At 64.4% G+C, this 17292-nt stretch carries 15 protein-coding genes; 8 read left to right on the top strand and 7 right to left on the bottom strand.

Translation table 11 applies throughout. The annotated features are described in order from the left end of the window. The 4 genes from ABNS06_RS04640 to bcsD form a co-directional block, all read right to left on the bottom strand. Positions 1-1462: glycosyltransferase (locus ABNS06_RS04640; protein ID WP_348672860.1), on the bottom strand; the 1462-nt coding region annotated here is incomplete at its 3' end. Continuing rightward, positions 1459-2244, bottom strand: coding sequence for a cellulose biosynthesis protein BcsQ (bcsQ, locus tag ABNS06_RS04635; RefSeq protein WP_348672859.1), 786 nt, complete (start codon positions 2242-2244; stop codon positions 1459-1461). The genes bcsQ and ABNS06_RS04640, both read right to left, overlap by 4 nt. A gap of 52 nt (positions 2245-2296) precedes the next feature. Further along, positions 2297-3397: a hypothetical protein gene (locus ABNS06_RS04630; protein ID WP_348672858.1), complete on the bottom strand. Its 1101-nt coding sequence runs from the start codon at positions 3395-3397 to the stop codon at positions 2297-2299. A 27-nt stretch (positions 3398-3424) separates the two neighbouring features. Next, complete coding sequence (bcsD, locus tag ABNS06_RS04625; RefSeq protein WP_348672857.1) at positions 3425-3835, bottom strand: cellulose biosynthesis protein BcsD; 411 nt, start codon at positions 3833-3835, stop codon at positions 3425-3427. Positions 3836-4048: 213 nt separating this feature from the next. On the opposite strand from bcsD, the gene sthA reads away from it, so the two are divergent. After that, positions 4049-5449, top strand: a complete 1401-nt coding sequence (sthA, locus tag ABNS06_RS04620) for a Si-specific NAD(P)(+) transhydrogenase (protein WP_348672856.1) — start codon at positions 4049-4051, stop codon at positions 5447-5449. Positions 5450-5528: 79 nt separating this feature from the next. Here the strand turns inward: sthA and ABNS06_RS04615 are convergent, their stop codons facing one another. Both ABNS06_RS04615 and ABNS06_RS04610 read right to left on the bottom strand, forming a co-directional pair. Beyond that, positions 5529-6713: an OmpA family protein gene (locus ABNS06_RS04615; RefSeq protein WP_348672855.1), complete on the bottom strand. Its 1185-nt coding sequence runs from the start codon at positions 6711-6713 to the stop codon at positions 5529-5531. Positions 6714-6822: 109 nt separating this feature from the next. Beyond that, positions 6823-7854: a quinone-dependent dihydroorotate dehydrogenase gene (locus ABNS06_RS04610; RefSeq protein ID WP_348672854.1), complete on the bottom strand. Its 1032-nt coding sequence runs from the start codon at positions 7852-7854 to the stop codon at positions 6823-6825. 198 nt (positions 7855-8052) lie between these two features. Here ABNS06_RS04610 and ABNS06_RS04605 point away from each other — a divergent pair, with 198 nt between their 5' ends. Together ABNS06_RS04605 and ABNS06_RS04600 are read left to right on the top strand one after the other, a co-directional pair. Next, entirely contained in the window at positions 8053-8352 is a 300-nt protein-coding gene (locus tag ABNS06_RS04605) for a hypothetical protein (protein WP_348672853.1), read from the top strand. A gap of 79 nt (positions 8353-8431) precedes the next feature. Next, positions 8432-9511: a hypothetical protein gene (locus ABNS06_RS04600; RefSeq protein ID WP_348672852.1), complete on the top strand. Its 1080-nt coding sequence runs from the start codon at positions 8432-8434 to the stop codon at positions 9509-9511. Between the two features lie 5 nt (positions 9512-9516). On the opposite strand, the gene ABNS06_RS04595 is transcribed toward ABNS06_RS04600, so the two are convergent. Beyond that, entirely contained in the window at positions 9517-9795 is a 279-nt protein-coding gene (locus tag ABNS06_RS04595; protein ID WP_348672851.1) for a hypothetical protein, read from the bottom strand. Between the two features lie 201 nt (positions 9796-9996). On the opposite strand from ABNS06_RS04595, the gene gtfA reads away from it, so the two are divergent. The 5 genes from gtfA (at position 9997) to ABNS06_RS04570 (ending at position 17221) form a co-directional block, all read left to right on the top strand. Next, positions 9997-11436: a sucrose phosphorylase gene (gene gtfA, locus ABNS06_RS04590; RefSeq protein ID WP_348672850.1), complete on the top strand. Its 1440-nt coding sequence runs from the start codon at positions 9997-9999 to the stop codon at positions 11434-11436. An 86-nt stretch (positions 11437-11522) separates the two neighbouring features. Next, complete coding sequence (locus tag ABNS06_RS04585; RefSeq protein ID WP_348672849.1) at positions 11523-13043, top strand: fumarate hydratase; 1521 nt, start codon at positions 11523-11525, stop codon at positions 13041-13043. A gap of 180 nt (positions 13044-13223) precedes the next feature. Beyond that, complete coding sequence (locus ABNS06_RS04580) at positions 13224-14429, top strand: DcaP family trimeric outer membrane transporter (protein WP_348672848.1); 1206 nt, start codon at positions 13224-13226, stop codon at positions 14427-14429. A gap of 124 nt (positions 14430-14553) precedes the next feature. Continuing rightward, positions 14554-16506 (top strand): acetate--CoA ligase, encoded by a 1953-nt coding sequence (acs, locus tag ABNS06_RS04575; protein WP_348672846.1) that lies wholly within the window; start codon positions 14554-14556, stop codon positions 16504-16506. 1 nt (position 16507) lies between these two features. Then, entirely contained in the window at positions 16508-17221 is a 714-nt protein-coding gene (locus tag ABNS06_RS04570; RefSeq protein WP_348672845.1) for a response regulator transcription factor, read from the top strand. The last annotated feature ends 71 nt before the right edge of the window (positions 17222-17292 follow it).

Genomic DNA, 17292 nt, shown 5'->3' with positions numbered 1-17292 from the left:
CCTCGGCCCAGAACGAATGACGGAACGGACCCTGCAACCGCGAGTTGGTCATGTTCGCGATCAACAGATGCGGTATCGCGTAGGCGGCGATCATCAACGCCTGCGCCTGAATGATCTTGGCGTCGAACAACAGGTAGGACAGCGGTGCCGACAGGAACACGATCCGTGGCAACCCGTAGAAGAAGTGCAGCATCGCGTTCGCGTAGCAGAGACGCTGCCCGAACCGCAGTCCGCGCTTGAACAAGGGATTGTCCAGACGGAAGATCTGCGCCATGCCTCGAGCCCAGCGAATCCGCTGACCGATGTGGGCGGACAGCGATTCGGTGGCCAGGCCGGCCGCCTGCGCGACATTGATGTAGGCCGAGCGCCAGCCGCGGCGATGCATCTTGAGCGCCGTGTGCGCGTCTTCGGTCACGGTCTCCACCGCGACGCCACCGACCTCCTCCAGCGCTTCCCGGCGCAGCACCGCGCAGGAGCCACAGAAGAACGTGGCATCCCAGAAATCGTTGCCGTCCTGCAACAGACCGTAGAACAGCTCGCCCTCGTTCGGCACCTGCTTGAAGGTGCCGAGATTGCGCTCGAACGGGTCCGGGGAGAAGAAATGGTGAGGCAGCTGCACCAGCGCCATCTTCGGATCCTTCAGGAACCAGCCAACGGCGACCTGGAGGAAGGAGCGGGTCGGAATATGGTCGCAGTCGAAGATCGTGACGAGTTCACCGGACGTCTTCGTCATCGCCTTGTTGATGTTGCCCGCCTTGGCGTGCGTGGATTCCTTGCGCGGCAGATGCACCGCCCCGACCTGCTCGCAGAACTCGCCGAACTCGTCGCGGCAACCGTCGTCGAGCACGTAGACCTTGATCTTGTCCTCGGGCCAGTCAATCTGCAGCGCGGCAAGCACCGTCGGGCGCACGACCTCCATCGGCTCGTTGTAGGTCGGAACGAAGACATCGACCGTCGGCCACAGGTCGGTGTCCTCCGGCAGCGGATACGGCCTGCGATGCAGCGGCCACAGCACCTGGAAGTACCCGAGAATCAACACCAGCACCGCGTAGAACTCGGCCAGGATCAGGCCGATCGCGAAGAACAGGTCGACGTAGGTGACCCCAGGCGCCCCGACCCCGATCGTCTCGGTCACCCGCCAGTAGAAGTAGCGGAACGAGGTGAGCAGCGAGATCATCATCATGGTGATGGAGATCAGGTGCCCCTCGTAACGACGCAGCCAGGAACACAGCGCAAACGATCCGATGGCGAACAGCGCCTGCCAGGCCAGACCGACCGGCGTCGTGATGATCAACCAGCAAGGCCCCGCGGCGATGATCACCGCCACGAGCAGCGACAGCTTGGACTCCCAGACACCCAGATTCGCCAGGCGATCCATGTAGCGCATGAAACCGCCGGTCCGGCGCCAATCCGCCTCCGGGGTCAGTGACGGTTGCGCAACGCCTGGCGACGGTCGATTCATCGTAGTGTCTTCTCCACCCAGGCGGCCAGCTCATCAAAATCGGTCGCGGCACGCCCGTTCGGTTCGTAGGCGAGTACCGTCTGTTGCGCCGCGAGCGCCTCCTCGGCCGCCGCATCGAACCGGACCGCCACCGGCACGAGACGATTGCCCAGACGCTGACTCAGCATGGCCTGCACATCGCGGCAAAGCACCCGACCCTCGTTCATCCGGTTGACCAGGAAGAACAATCCCCGGAACTGGTCACAGGCCTTGCCGGCATAGGTCTCGATCGTCCGTTCGACCGTCGGCACCGTGATGAACGATGCGGCGTCGGGCAGCACGACCACGAGAACGAGATCCGCCAGCTCCACGGCGGCACGCTGGAATTCAGACGGGCCCGGAGGCGTATCGAACACGGTGTAGTCGACACCCTTCGCATCCACGGTGGAGAGCCCCTCGGCCAGCCAGGCCTGACCGTCGACCACCGCGTGTTCAAAGCGATCCCGGTGAGTTTCGGACAGAAATCCGTACGGCAGGAAGCTGAGATTCTCGATGCCGTCGCGGGTTCCGTTCTTCCATGGATCGCCGCGCAACGTGGCCGAGGCCAGCCCCTCGGGATTCACGGGATCGGCGGACAGATGAAACTGCAATGCATTCTGGGCATCCAGGTCCACCGCGCACACGCGACGCCCCAGCGCCACCAGCGCCTCCGCCAGATTCGCGGTCACGGTCGTCTTGCCGACACCGCCCTTGGGCGAGACGATGGCGATGCGCTTGGGCCGTTTGCTCGACTTCCCCAGCATGTTCCCCTGATGTCCTTGTTTCGGTGGCGGTTCGGGTATCGGTGTCGTCGCGTCAGTCGACTCGTGACTTTTCAAGACGCCCAAAAACTGAAGGCAGACTCTGATCCAGGTGATTCTCCGCCACCATGGGCGCTTCTCTGCGTTCATAGTGTAGTTTCAGCTTGGCTCCCTCCGGCCTGCGCTGCACCGGAGGCTGGCCCAGCCGCCCCATCAGCTTGGCAATGGCTCCACTGGTCGGGCGCGCGGGGCGCCCACCCTCCTGTTGGGTTACGGCATCAGCGGGCGCTTCGGACGATGCGTTCACGGTCGTACCTCCGGCTTCTGAGCGTTCTTCCTTGATGACCTCAGCCTGACCCGTCGGCTCGGGCGTCGCGGCCTGCGTCAGTTCGGGTTCGACGGGCTCCGGCGATTCCGGTTCCGGCGGGGCATGGCGGACGTCTTCGTCGACCACGTCGGCGACCGGCTCCTGTCGAACATCATCCTCCGAGATCATCCGCCGTGCCGACTGGGCCACGCGCTCGGTGCCTCGCACCAGAGCGGCCAGGCTGCCAGCCCGGCGCAGGCGCGGCGAATCCTGCTCCAGATCGATGCTGTCTTCCGGCGCGTGGCTCCACTCGCCCAGTTCCACCGGCTCGTCAGGAATGTCGGCAACGGGAAATTTCTGTGCACCCAGCGAAGCCAGCAGCGACCACCGATCGGGCATCGCTTCGATCAGCGCGAGTTCGTCGACCTCGGGTTCGTCCGTCTGCGCAACCACCGGTTCCGGCGTCTCGTCGACGGGCTCCGGTTCCGTGCCAGCGTCATCAACAAACTCGGGCTCCGTAACCGGTTCGGCCTCAGGCTCCGGCTCGATCTCGGACTCGGCTTCCGGTTCGGGCTCCGACGATGCGGACGCCGCCCGCAACGCGTCGAGTTCGGCCTGTTCCTTTGCGTTGTTGTTGTGCTGAACGCGTGGCGGTGGCGGATAGTCTTCGGGGTCGATCACCGGCCCGTCGGATTCGGGCATCTTGCGGGCCTTGGGCCTGGATGCGCCTTTCGGCTTGACGGCGTCGGGGCCCGGACCATCGCCCTCGCCCTTGATGTCGCGATAAGTCGACGGATCGAGGCCAAGGTGAGCAAACAGCTGCTTGACGTCCTCGCCTTTGTTACTCATGAGCCGATCTCTGCATCAATCAACAGATCAGCCGAACAGCGAGCGATGCGCCAGACGGAAGCGATAACTGTCGACGTCTCCCTCATCAATTTCGATTTGCCGGAGTACCAGATCGTCACCGGCGCCGAACGTCTCGAACCAGCGGCTATAGATGCCTTCCAGTAGCGCGCCGGCCCAGGTCACACCATGCTCGCCGAATGCGGCGCGAAACGGCGCGCAGTCATGCACGACTTCCAGGCTGGTCTGCACGTCCTTGAAACGCACCAGCCCCCAGTTCCAGTCAGACCAGATGGCATTGGCCGCATGTTCCATGTCTTCGAGCGTCTCGGCCTCGACCGGCGTGACGGCCGCGCCCATCCGGCGACCCAGCACATACATGAAGGACTGGATCTCCTCATCCGACATCTGTTCGGCGAGTTCCTCGGCGAGCGCAGACAAGAATGCACGCCACTGGCGCCCGCACTGCTGTTCCGCGAAATAAGCCAACTGACTGCCGAAACCATTCGACATGCGAATCCCCAAGCACAACGGAAGGAAAATTTACCCTACGTTTATATCACACACATCCCGTGAACGAACGGTAAATCCGAATCGAACAAGGTCACGCAGTGCTATGATTTAGCGTGAATTTAGTGGTCTGGAGATGCGGTCTTGGCGAAGCGTGGCACTCACTACGACGTGTTGGTGATCGGGAGCGGCCCGGGGGGCGAAGGCGCGTCGATGATGGCGGCCAAGAATCGGAAATCGGTCGCCGCCGTCGAACGCTACATCGATGTCGGCGGCGGTTGCACGCACTGGGGCACGATCCCCAGCAAGGCGCTGCGCCACGCCGCACGGCGCTATTCGGAGATACGCAGAGAGCCGCTTTATCAGCAGTTTCGCAAGGATTTGCACCTCACCTACCCCGAAATTCTGCGCAATGCAGACAGCGTCGTCAGCCGGCAGGTGGCGTTGCGGCGCGGCTACTACGAGCGCAACCACGTCCCGCTGATCGAGGGGACGGCGCGGTTCATCGACCCCAACACGATCGAGGTGACCGCATCCGGCTCGCCAACCCAGCGGCTCACCGCCGACTCGATCGTGCTGGCGCCGGGGTCGCGCCCCTATCGGCCACCGGAGATCGATTTTTCGCACCCGCGCATCCACGACAGCGACACGATTCTGGAATGCGACGAGCATCCGCGTTCGATAACGATCTATGGCGCGGGCGTCATCGGCTCCGAGTACGCCTCGATCTTCAGCCATCTGGGCATTCGGGTGAATCTGGTCAATACGCAGTCGCGGCTGCTCTCCTACATGGACGACGAGATCACCGAGGCGCTGTCCTATCACCTGCGGGATCGCGGCGTGACGATCCGGCACAACGAGCGGATGGCTCGCGTCGAGCCGCGTGACCACGACGTGGTCCTGCACCTCGAATCCGGTCGCCGCATCAAGTCCGACTATCTGCTGTGGGCAAATGGCCGCACCGGCAACACCGACTCACTGAATCTGGAGGCCGCCGGGCTGGAGGCGGATGGCCGTGGCCAGCTCAAGGTCAATGAGCACTACCAGACCGACGTGCCGTCGATCTACGCGGTGGGAGACGTGGTCGGCTTTCCCGCACTGGCCTCCAGCGCCTACGATCAGGGCCGGTTCGCCGCGGGGCATATCGTCTCCGGCGCGGCCCATTCGCTGCGATTCGACCTGATGCCCACCGGCATCTACACGATTCCCGAAATCAGCTCCGTGGGTCGCACCGAGCGCGAACTGGCGGAGCAAGGCGTGCCCTACGAAATCGGCCACGCCTTCTTCAAGCACCTGGCTCGCGCGCAAATGGTCGGCGAAACCGTGGGCATGCTGAAGCTGATCTTTCATGTGGACACGCAGGAAATTCTGGGTATCCACTGCTTCGGGGAAGCGGCGTCGGAGATTGTTCACATCGGGCAGGCCGTCATGGCCCGTGGCGGCGAACGCCAGCTGCAGTACTTCATCGACACGACGTTCAACTACCCGACCATGGCGGAGGCCTATCGCGTCGCCGCGCTCAACGGGATGAATCGCCTGGTCTGACCTGGAAAGCTCCAGGGCTCCTCGCCCAGCGGCCACAAAAAAGCCCCGGACCAGCCGGGGCTTTTTTCATGCGGCAAGCCTATTCGGCGATGACGCGCAGTTCGACACGACGGTTGAGCTCGCGTCCTTCCTCGGTTTCGTTGCTGGCAACCGGTTCGAATTCACCGTAGCCACGCGCCGTCAGCCGGGAGGCCTGAATGCCCTGTGCAACCAGATAGTCGACCACGGCCTGGGCACGATCCTGCGACAGCTTCTGGTTGTACTCCGCGGCGCCGCGAGAATCGGTGTGTCCCGCCACTTCGACCAGGGCCGCACGCTGCGTCTTCATGGTCTCGGCCTGACGGTTCAGCACGATTTCCGCATTGGCGGTCAGCGTCGCAGACCCGGTTTCGAAGGTCACGCCATGCAGCACGATGACCTCGGGAACCTCGCAACCCTGCTCGTCCACCTCGGCACCCGGCGCGCTGTCGGGGCAGCGATCAAAGGTGTCGGTGACGCCGTCACCATCGCTGTCCTTGGCCTTCGCCAACGGGCAGCCACTGGCGTTGACGACCGTACCCAGCGGAGTGCCGGGGCAGTTGTCCTTCTGATCGATCACGCCGTCCTGATCGGTATCCACGACACAGTCGGTACGACCGGTCTGGGGGTCGATCACGGTCAGGTCGCATTCCTCCTTGACCGGCTCCGCCGCGCTGGGCGCGCCGTAGTGCCAGGACAGCGGAATCTGCACGCCGAGGTTGATGCGCAGGTCGTTGACCATGTTCTCGTCGTCGTAGTGCTCGCTGTTGAACTGGGCCATGTAACGCGCCTCGGCCCGCAGCGCGATGCCGTTGAGCACGGGCACCAGCACACCACCGCCAGCGTTCACCGCCGGGTGGAAGTCGTTGTTGCCGAGAATGTCATCTTCCGACATGCCCAGACCGGCAAGCAGGAACGGCTTGACCGGCAGGCTGCCGACCAGACCCGTCAGGTCGTAGACGTAGTCCACGAACAAGCCTGCCTGGTAGTCGTCCTCGCCATCCAGGTCACGCTCCATGGCGTTGCTGTAGAGGCTGATTTCCAGCGCGCTGCTGTCGTAGGGCAGCGGGAAACCCAGACGAACCCGACCGCCCAGGCCATCATCATTCTCGCGGATCGAATCCACGGCAACGAACTCGGCGCCGATGCCAATGTACGGGATGTCAAACCCATCCGTATTCACGGCCGCAGCCGGGCCCGAGGCGAAGGTGACGGCAAGTGCCGACACCGAGAGCAAACGTTTCATGGAGTCTTCCTTGATGACAGAGATTCTTGATGACCGGATCATCGGTACCCTTGGTCCCCGGGGTAACCGCCGATCGATCCGACATTAATAAGCGGAATAGCTTGCGGCATCAAGGTTTCACTTGAGTGAAACCAGCCTGTCGCATGACATCGACGCTCCGCGCGACCAGCGCGGGTCCGGCATAGATAAACCCGGTATAGATTTGCACGAGGTCGGCACCGGCCCGAAGCTTCTCGACGGCATGCTCCGGTCGCATCACGCCGCCCACCCCGATCAGCGCGCAGGCCGAGCCGAGATGCTCGCGCAGCAGTCGCAGCAATCGCGTCGACGGTTCCCTGACCGGGTCGCCGCTAAGCCCCCCCGCCTCGCCCGCGTAACGATGCCCCGCGACCGCGTCGCGGTGTATCGTCGTGTTCGTCGCAATCAGGGCTTCGAATCCCACGTTGACGACCGCATCGCCCAGGGTCCGCACCTCGTCCGGCTCGAGATCCGGAGCAATCTTGATGGCAACCGGCACTCGTCGGCCATGTTGCTGGGCGAGCATCTCGCGACAGTCCGCCAGCCCACGCAACAGGGCATCACGTGCCTGGCCGGCCTGCAGATCCCGCAACCCGACGGTGTTCGGCGACGAGATATTGACCGTCAGGTAATCGGCCAGCTCATAGGCCCGCTGCATGCCTTCGCGATAGTCATCCAGCGCGTGCTCGGCCGGCGTGACCGCATTCTTGCCCAGGTTGATGCCCAGTCTGGCGCCCCCCCGGTCCGAGCCGCGGATGTTGTCGAGGACCACGTCCAGCCCCGCATTGTTGAACCCGAGCCGGTTGATGATCGCGCCATGCTCAGGCAGCCGGAACATGCGCGGACGAGGATTGCCGGGCTGCGGTTTCGGCGTCACGGTGCCGATCTCGATCAACCCGAACCCCAGCCGCGTCCAGGCATCGATGCATTCGGCATTCTTGTCCAGTCCGGCGGCGAGACCGAGCCGGTTCCTGAATCGCAGCCCCATCACCTCCACCGGGTCTTCTCCGGCTTCCGGGAATGCCGAAAGCAGCCACGGCGCCCGTCGCAGCGCGCCCAGGGTGAAACGATGGGCGGACTCAGCATCCATGGCGAACAGCGCGGGACGTGCGAGTTGATACATCAATGCGATACAAGGCTGCGGGGGCGGCCGGAGCATAGACCCCAGACCCATCGACGCCAAGCGGGTTTCGACGTCGGGGCGGTGGCACCGCCTGCGATCCCGCGGGGGCGACGGGCGCCGCGAGCCAAATTGACTCGTCTTCCAGCCTTGGGCAAAGTCCCGCTCCAGACATCAAGCAAGTTGGACACCGGGGAATATATGCTGCGCGCAGGTACCTTGATCATGTTCTTGCTCGTCGCTGGTGTGACGTTCGGCACCATGCTGACGCTGGACACATTGATCGACCGATCGACTCCGGAGCGGGACAGTACCGGCGTCAACGCCGACGCTGTCTTCGGGGCCACCGAACCTGCAAAACTGACGCCGCGGGCCGATCAAGCACGCCAGATGTCATCGCGAGAGGCCGAGATCCGGCGAATCGCGCGGCAGGTCGCGGAGGCAACCGCAGCCCGGGTCGCGATCGAAACCGCCGAGCAGGAAGTGGCCTCGCAGCTCTGAGCGCCCATCACCGATTCACTCGCCGCGTCCGCGCGGCATCGATTTGCCGGTACGCACCGGCCACCCACCGAGTTTGCTCATGACCCTGCGCCACCGCATGCGCGGCGGTGCGATCGGCGTTGTTCTCACGCTGCTCGCCCTCACCGCAGTCGCCGTTGTCGTTTTCTTCGCCGTTGACCGGTTTCTGCTGGATTCGGCCAACCTGAAACGCATGACCGGCCAGTCCACATCGCTGTTCGCCACGGCGCGGGATGAGGGCGACATCAGCGCCGCCGAGGCAACGCGCATCGGCCGCGAGGAAGCCGAACGGGTTGCCGCGCGCATCGCCTCGCAGGCGGCCAGGCAGGCGGCTCGCGACACCATTGTCGAGCGGACCGACGGACAAGCCTCGACCCCGCCTCCGGACCTGCCCGCCGAACCCGACATCAACACGCTTTCAGGCCCGCAGCAGATTGCGGCCCGAGAAGCGAGGCGTGTCGCGCAGCGCATCGCGGACCGGATCGCCCGCGATGTGGCGACGGACGAACTGATGGCCTATGTCGACTCCGTGACCGACTTCTCGGCGGCATCGACCGAACCCGCGGAGCAGCAGCCAGTCTCGCAGCCGGAGCCGATCGCCGAAGACACCGAACAGACGGAAGACACCACACTGGTCACGGCCGAATCCGAGGCTAGGCAGACCGCCGCTCCGGCGGCAGCGGCAACCTCGGACGCCAACGCCACGTCCCCCGCCCGCTCCACCGGAACCGCTCCGAAACCGATTCGCCCCGCGCAACAGGCTCCCGCGCCGGTGCGCACGGCGCCCAAGCCTTCCGCGCTGGATCTCAAGCCCTGGTGGCCGACCGCGGGGAATGTCCCGGAAAACGCCCTGAGTCTGCGCTTCGCCGGCGAGGCGCAAGGCGAGGCGCATGGCGTTGCCCTGCTCTTCACCGAGGCACCGGCATCGCTGGATGCGGTCGCCAGCCACGTCCGGGTGCTCAACGACGCCGGCAACACCGTCCGGGTCACCTGGAGCAGCGGCCGCAACCCGGCGCTGGTCCAGACCGATCCGCTGCCGGTCGGCCGCTATGTGGTCATCATCGCGGACGATCTGACGTCACGGTCCGGCAAGACCATGGTCCGAAAACTCGAAGGTCCGGTTTTCGTCGCGGCGGACTAGCCGGCCTAGTCGCCGTAGATGTCCTTGTTGAACTCGATCACCCGGGCCGGCGGCAAGGTGAGATACGGCGTGTCGGAATCCTTGGCCACACGATAGCTGCGGACGGGCTCATCGAGCTCACGCAGTGGCATGCCGTGGTAGCCGGTAGACGGATCACCGAAGAAACCCTCGTCGGGGTCTCCGTAGTACTCGACGCCATCGAATCGTGCGTCCTTGCGCGCTTCGGCTGGCTGGCCGAATACCGCGATGCAGCTGATCAGCATGAGTCCGGACAGGATTCGCACGGCAGGCTCCTCTGGAGTGACGACGGGATCATTATAGCGCCGTACAGGCCCGGACCAGTTCGCAACAAGCGTCCGTGGGCGGTAGAGTCGTTGGGACCATGTCCATGAGATACCCGGTTCGAATCCCCGCGCGGCGGAACGAGCGGATGGTGGCGGGCTCTCATCGACACTCCCTTGATGACTGCCAGAAGGACTCTGTCGATGCTCAAGAATCAGGTGCAACTTATCGCCTACCCCAACCGCATGGGCGACAATCTTCGCGACCTTTTCGACATTCTTGAACAACACTTCGCCAAGGCCGTCGGCGGCGTGCACATCCTGCCGATCTATCCGTCCAACGCCGATGGCGGCTTCTCGCCCCTGACCCACAAGGAGGTCGACCCCGCCTACGGCACCTGGGAGGATGTCGAACGCATTTCGGAGAAATACGATCTCTGCCTCGACCTGACCCTGAACCACATCTCGGACGAATCCGTCGAGTTCAAGGATTTCATCGAGAAGGGCTACAAGTCCGAATATGCGGACCTGTTCGTCCACATCCACGAGATGGGCGAGATCACGCCGGATGACATGGCGAAGATCCATATCCGAAAGGAGAAGGAACCGTTCCGCGACGTCGAATTCGCCGACGGGTCCACCGGACAGGTCTGGTGCACCTTCACCGAACATCAGATCGATCTGAACTACAAGAGCGAGAAGACCTACGCGCTGATGGAGGAGTACATCGAGTTCCTCACGTCGCGCGGCGTCAAGCTGTTCCGTCTGGACGCCTTCGGCTACACGACCAAGATTCTCGGCACCAGCTGCTTTCTGGTCGAACCCCGCGTCTACGAAATCCTCGAGTGGATCAACAACCTGGCCCGCGAGTACAACGCCGAGGTGCTGCCCGAGGTCCACGACCACTCCAGCTATCAGTTCGCCATCGCCAACCGCGGCATGTGGGCCTACGGATTCGCCCTGCCCCCGCTGCTGCTCTACACGCTGCTGGACAACAACACCGAATACCTCAAGAACTGGCTGCGCGTCTGCCCCCGCAACCAGTGCACGGTGCTGGATACCCACGACGGCATCTGCATTCCCGACGTCGAGGGCATTCTCCCCAAGGAGAAGATCCAGGCGATGGTCGACAACGTGCAGGACCGTTCGGCCGATCCGATCCTGCGCCGGTCCGCGGCCAACGTGCACAGCGTCGGCGCGATCTACCAGCTCACCTGTACGTTCTACGACGCGCTCAAGCAGAACGACGACGCCTACATCTGCGCCCGCGCGATCCAGTTCTTCACGCCCGGCATCCCGCAGGTCTACTACGTCGGCCTGCTGGCGGGCATCAACGACGACATGCTGATGCGCCGCAGCGGCGAGCTTCGCGACATCAACCGCAAGTTCTACACCCACGACGAGGTCGAGGAAGCCGTTCACCGGCCCGTGGTCAAACGCCTGCTCAAGCTCATGGAATTCCGCAACAGCTACCCGGCGTTCGACGGCCGCTTCGAGCTGAACTATTCCAACCACACCAGCGTGTCGATGGCGTGGCGCAAGGGCGAGTACTACTGCAACCTGTTCGTCGACACGAATTTCAAGAAGGCGACGATCAAGTACTTCAACCCGAAGACGCGGATCAAGCTGAACATGACCTGCTGAGGCGGCGACGCGTGCCCGGCCATGCCGCCGGGCCCGCAATCGCCTACAATCCGCGCCCGAAAACGCATTCCATTCGGGAGATCCGCATGACCGTCATCCGTCAGGACGACCTGATCGACAGCGTCGCCGACGCGCTGCAATTCATCTCGTACTACCACCCGCTGGATTTCATCCAGGCCATCCACGCGGCCTACGAGCGCGAACAGAATCCGGCGGCCAAGGACGCGATGGCGCAGATCCTGATCAACTCGCGGATGTGCGCGGAAGGTCATCGCCCGATCTGCCAGGACACCGGCATCGTCACCGTGTTCGTCAAGGTGGGCATGAACGTGCAGTGGGATGCCGATCTGTCGGTCACCGACATGATCAACGAAGGCGTGCGCCGCGCCTACAGCAACCCGGACAACGTGCTGCGCGCCTCCATCCTCGCGGACCCGGCCGGCAAGCGGCAGAACACGCGGGACAACACTCCGGCCGTGATCCACATGGAAATCGTCCCCGGCGACACCGTGGACATCCAGGTCGCCGCCAAGGGCGGTGGCTCCGAGGCCAAGACCAAGTTCGTGATGCTCAATCCGTCGGATTCCATCGTCGACTGGGTGGTCAAGACCGTGCCGACCATGGGCGCCGGCTGGTGCCCGCCCGGCATGCTGGGCATCGGCATCGGCGGCACCGCGGAAAAAGCCATGGTCATGGCCAAGGAAGCGCTGATGGACCCGATCGACATCGGCGAGCTGCGTGAGCGCGGCCCGCGGAACCGCGCCGAGGAACTGCGCCTGGAGATCATGGACGCGGTCAACGATCTGGGCATTGGCGCGCAGGGCCTGGGCGGGCTGACCACGGTGCTGGACATCAAGATCAAGGATTACCCGACCCATGCGGCCAACCTGCCGGTGGCGATGATCCCGAACTGCGCCGCGACCCGCCATGCGCATTTCGTGCTCGACGGCTCCGGGCCGTCGTTCCAGACACCACCGTCGCTGGATGACTGGCCGGTGGTCAGCCGCGAAGGTGGCGGCGCCTCCAAGCGCGTCGATCTGGACACGGTAACCGCCGAGGACGTGCGCGGCTGGAAACCGGGTGAAACGCTGCTGCTCAACGGCAAGATGCTCACCGGCCGCGATGCCGCCCACAAGCGGCTGACCAGCCTGCTGCAGTCCGGCGAAGGCCTGCCCGAGGGTCTGGACCTGCACGGCCGCTTCATCTACTACGTGGGCCCGGTCGACCCGGTCCGCGACGAGGTCGTCGGCCCCGCCGGCCCGACCACGGCGACGCGGATGGACAAGTTCACCGACTACATTCTCGAACACACCGGCCTGCTCGGCATGATCGGCAAGGCCGAGCGCGGCCCCGTCGCCCGCGAGGCGATCAAGAAGCACCAGTCGGTCTACCTGATGGCCGTGGGCGGCGCCGCCTATCTGGTCTCCAAGGCCATCGTCGGCTCCCGCGTCGTCGCCTTCGAGGATCTGGGCATGGAGGCGATCTACGAGTTCGAGGTCAAGGACATGCCGGTCACCGTCGCGGTGGACAGCAACGGCGCATCGGTGCACGAAACCGGCCCCGCGGAATGGAAGATCCGCATCGAGGATCTGAAGAAATCAGCCTAGCCGGCACAAGTCCCCGAGCGCAGAAAGCCCCGGTTGATCCGGGGCTTTTTTGTGCCCGCCACCCGTGCCATCAACGCATCCGACCATGGTCGAAGACGCGGCGGATTTCGACTAAAGGCCAATAGACGATCAGACCCCGGAAGCAAATGATCGCGACCACTAATAACAGGAGGAGTCCGCATGACCACACTGCCCCAGGCACCCGTCCGCCTTGCCGTTTGCTCCGTGCTGCTGGCCGCATCCGCCGGCGTGTCCGCGCAAACCACCCAGGTCACGACGAATGATCAGTTTCTGCCGGATGACGCCAAACCCGCGCAGAAGGCCCCGCCCCACAAGTCGATGACGGTCGGCAAGACCACCGTCACGGTCAAGGGCTACATCAAGCTGGACGCGATGGTGACGGACTACGACGCCTATCCGACGGCGTCGCTGGAACCGCTGGGCCGCGACTACTACGCCGGCCCGCGCAGCGTGCCCCTGGACGACGGCTCCGGCGGCGTGACCGTCTACGACATGCACGCCAAGCAGACCCGGCTGATCGTCGGCACCGAAACCCCGCTGGAGAACGGCGAGACCGTGAAGACCCACCTTGAGGTCGACTTCAACAACAGCGACGCCGGCAACGAGACCATCAGCAACTCCTATCAGCCACGCCTGCGCCAGGCCTTCATCACCTACGGCAACTGGCTGTTCGGACAGACCTGGTCAACCTTCCAGAACGTCGGCGCCCTGCCCGAGACCCTGGACTTCATCGGCCCGGCGGAGAGCACCGTGTTCATCCGCCAGCCGATGGTTCGCTACACCGCCGGCAACTTCCAGATCGCGGTCGAGAACCCCGAGAGCCGCATCGCAGGTGACACCACCACCGACGACAACACCCTGCCCGATGTCGCGCTGCGCTGGAACGCCGGGCCGCTGGTGCTCGCCGGCCTGATCCGTTCGGTGGAGTCGCAAGACCCGGCCGGCGTCGATGACTCCGCGGTCGGCGGCGGTGTCAGCGTCTCCGGCAAGTTCAAGGTGGGTGCCAGGGATGATCTCAAGTTCATGGCCACGGCCGGCAGTGGCCTGGGACGGTACGTAGGCGTGATCTCGAACTTCGACGCCAATGTCGATGCGGGCGGCGACATCGATCTGATCGACAGCACCGCCGGCTACATCGCCTATCGGCATTTCTGGACGCCGAAGACGCGCAGTTCGCTGGTCTATGGCATGTTCGACGGCGACGGCGATGTCGAGACCGCCTCGTCGGTGCACGTCAATCTGCTGCATTCGGTAACGCCCAGCCTGACCACCGGCATCGAGTTCATGCATGCCGAACGGGAGATGGCCACCGGTGCGGAGGGCGCATTTGACCGCGTCCAGTTCTCGGCGAAGTATGCGTACTGAGACCAAAGTCGAATAGGCTGCGGGGGTGGCTTCACCATCCAATAACGCAAGCCATGGTTGAGTGGCCCGGGGCTCGCCCCGGGCGATCATCGGCCCAATTCAAATCAAGTGCAGGAGACAACCCGTGTCGGAAGAACACCTCTACCCCGTTCCATCATCCTGGTCACATTCGGCACACATCGATGCAGCGCGCTACGAGCGGGAATACGCCCGTTCGGTGGAAGACAACGAAGGCTACTGGGCCGAACAGGCCAGTCGCATCGACTGGATCAAGGCGCCGACCAAGATCAAGGATGTGAGTTTCGGACCGGGCGATGTTCACATCCGCTGGTACGAGGACGGCGAACTGAACGTCTGCGCCAACTGCGTGGACCGGCATCTCGCCGATCGCGCGGATCAGACCGCGATCATCTGGGAGGCGGATTCCCCGGACGAGCCCAGCCTGGAGATCAGCTACCGCGAACTCCACGATCACGTCAGCCGCCTGGGCAACGTGCTCAAGTCCATGGGCGTGACCAAGGGTGACGTGGTCACGATCTACATGCCGATGATTCCCGAGGCTGCCTACACCATGCTGGCCTGCGCCCGTATCGGCGCCGTGCATTCGGTGGTCTTCGCCGGGTTCTCGCCGGATGCGCTGGCCGGCCGCATCGAGGACGGCAAGTCCCGTTTCGTCATCACTGCCGACGAAGGCTATCGCGGTGGCCGAACCGTCGCGCTCAAGAGCAATGTCGATGCCGCGCTGGAACGACCCGGCGCCCAGCACGTGGAGAAGGTGCTGGTCGTTCGTCGCACCGGCGGCGTGGTGGATTGGTCGGATCGCGATGTCTGGTACCACGAGGCCATGGCCGAGGCTTCGGCCGACTGCCCGCCGGAACCGATGAACGCCGAGGACCCGCTGTTCATCCTCTACACTTCGGGTTCCACCGGCAAACCCAAGGGCGTGCTGCACACCTCCGGTGGCTACATCGTCTACGCGTCGATGACGCATCAGTACGTCTTCGACTACCACGACGGCGACCGCTACTGGTGCGCCGCCGATGTCGGCTGGGTCACCGGCCACTCTTACATCGTCTACGGACCGCTGGCGAACGGCGCGATCACGACCATGTTCGAGGGCGTGCCGACCTATCCCGATGCGTCGCGGATGTGGCAGATCGTCGACAAGCATCACATCAACATCGTCTACACCGCGCCCACCGCGATCCGCGCGCTGATGCGCGAGGGCAATGGCCCGGTCGAACAGACCACGCGCGAATCATTGCGACTGCTCGGCAGCGTTGGCGAACCGATCAACCCGGAGGCCTGGGAGTGGTATCACCGGGTCGTAGGCGAAAGCCGCTGCCCCATCGTCGACACCTGGTGGCAGACGGAAACCGGCGGGATTCTGATCACGCCGCTACCCGGCGCCCGGGCGCTCAAGCCCGGCTCCGCGACCAAGCCCTTCTTCGGCATCCAGCCGGCGCTGGTCGACGAGCACGGCCAGATCAAGGAAGGCGCGACCGAGGGCAACCTGGTCATTCTCGACTCCTGGCCGGGCCAGATGCGCACGGTGTTCGGTGATCACGAACGCTTCGTGCAAACCTATTTCTCGACCTACCCCGGCCGCTACTTCACCGGCGACGGCGCGCGGCGCGACGGAGACGACTTCTACTGGATCACCGGCCGTGTCGACGACGTGCTGAACATCTCCGGCCACCGGCTGGGCACCGCGGAGATCGAGTCCGCGCTGGTCGCGCATCCGGCCGTGTCCGAAGCCGCTGTCGTCGGTTATCCGCACGATATCAAGGGTCAGGGCATCTACATCTACGTGACGACCACCGCGGGCGTGGTCGAGAACGACGCGCTGGCCTCCGAGCTCAAGCAGTGGGTCCGCTCCGAGATCGGGCCGATCGCGACACCGGACATCCTGCAGTGGGCGCCCGGCCTGCCGAAGACCCGCTCGGGCAAGATCATGCGCCGGATTCTGCGCAAGATCGCGGAGAACGCCTTCGACAGCCTCGGCGACACGTCGACGCTGGCCGATCCCGGCGTGGTCGACGAGCTCATCAGCCGCCACAAGGCGCTTGCCGCCTGAGATGACACCGACCGCCGGGCAACCACCATCCGTCATCGTCGCCGATGACCATCCGCTGCTGCGCTCGGCCCTGTGCGGCGCGGTGGAACAGGTGCTGCCCGGCGCCAGGGTGATCGAGGCCGGCACCGCCGGAGCCGTGCAGCAGGCGGTGACGGATCACCCGGACGCCGATCTGTGCACGCTGGACCTGCGCATGCCGGGCGCCTACGGCTTCTCGACGCTGGCGTTTCTGCGTGGCAGCTACCCCAGCCTGCCGGTGCTGATCATCTCGGCGATCAGCGATCCGCTGGTGATGCAGCAGGCCATGACGCTGGGCGCGGTTGGCTACGTGCAGAAATCGTCACCACCGCAGACCATCGCCACGGCGATCCAGCAGGTACTGAGCGGTGAAACCTGGTTCCCGGAGTCGGTGAACCGCCCCGCCTCGCCGGCGCAGACCGCGCTGCGCGAGCTGGCGGACCGTGTCGCCAGCCTGACCCCGCAGCAATTCCGCGTGCTGACCATGCTGGCCGACGGGCTGCTGAACAAGCAGATCGCCTATGAGATGAACGTGACCGAGGCGACCATCAAGGCGCATGTGACCGCGATCCTCCGCAAGCTCAAGGTCAGCAACCGCACCGCGGCCGTGATCGCGGTCCGGCAGCTGGATGTCAGCGACCCGGAGTCGCAGCTCTCGGAATCGGCCGCCTATGGAGCCATCACGCCCGACGCCTGACCGGTGGCCGCCGGAGCACGCTGGATCGCGTCACGAATCGCACCCCGTAACGTCGACGGCTTGACCGGCTT

Origin of the sequence: uncultured Abyssibacter sp., from assembly GCF_964000955.1 — a bacterium.
Taxonomy (GTDB): Bacteria; Pseudomonadota; Gammaproteobacteria; order Nevskiales; family OUC007; genus Abyssibacter.
Note: the sequence above shows the minus strand (reverse complement) of the source record. Positions and strands in the feature narration are given on the sequence as shown.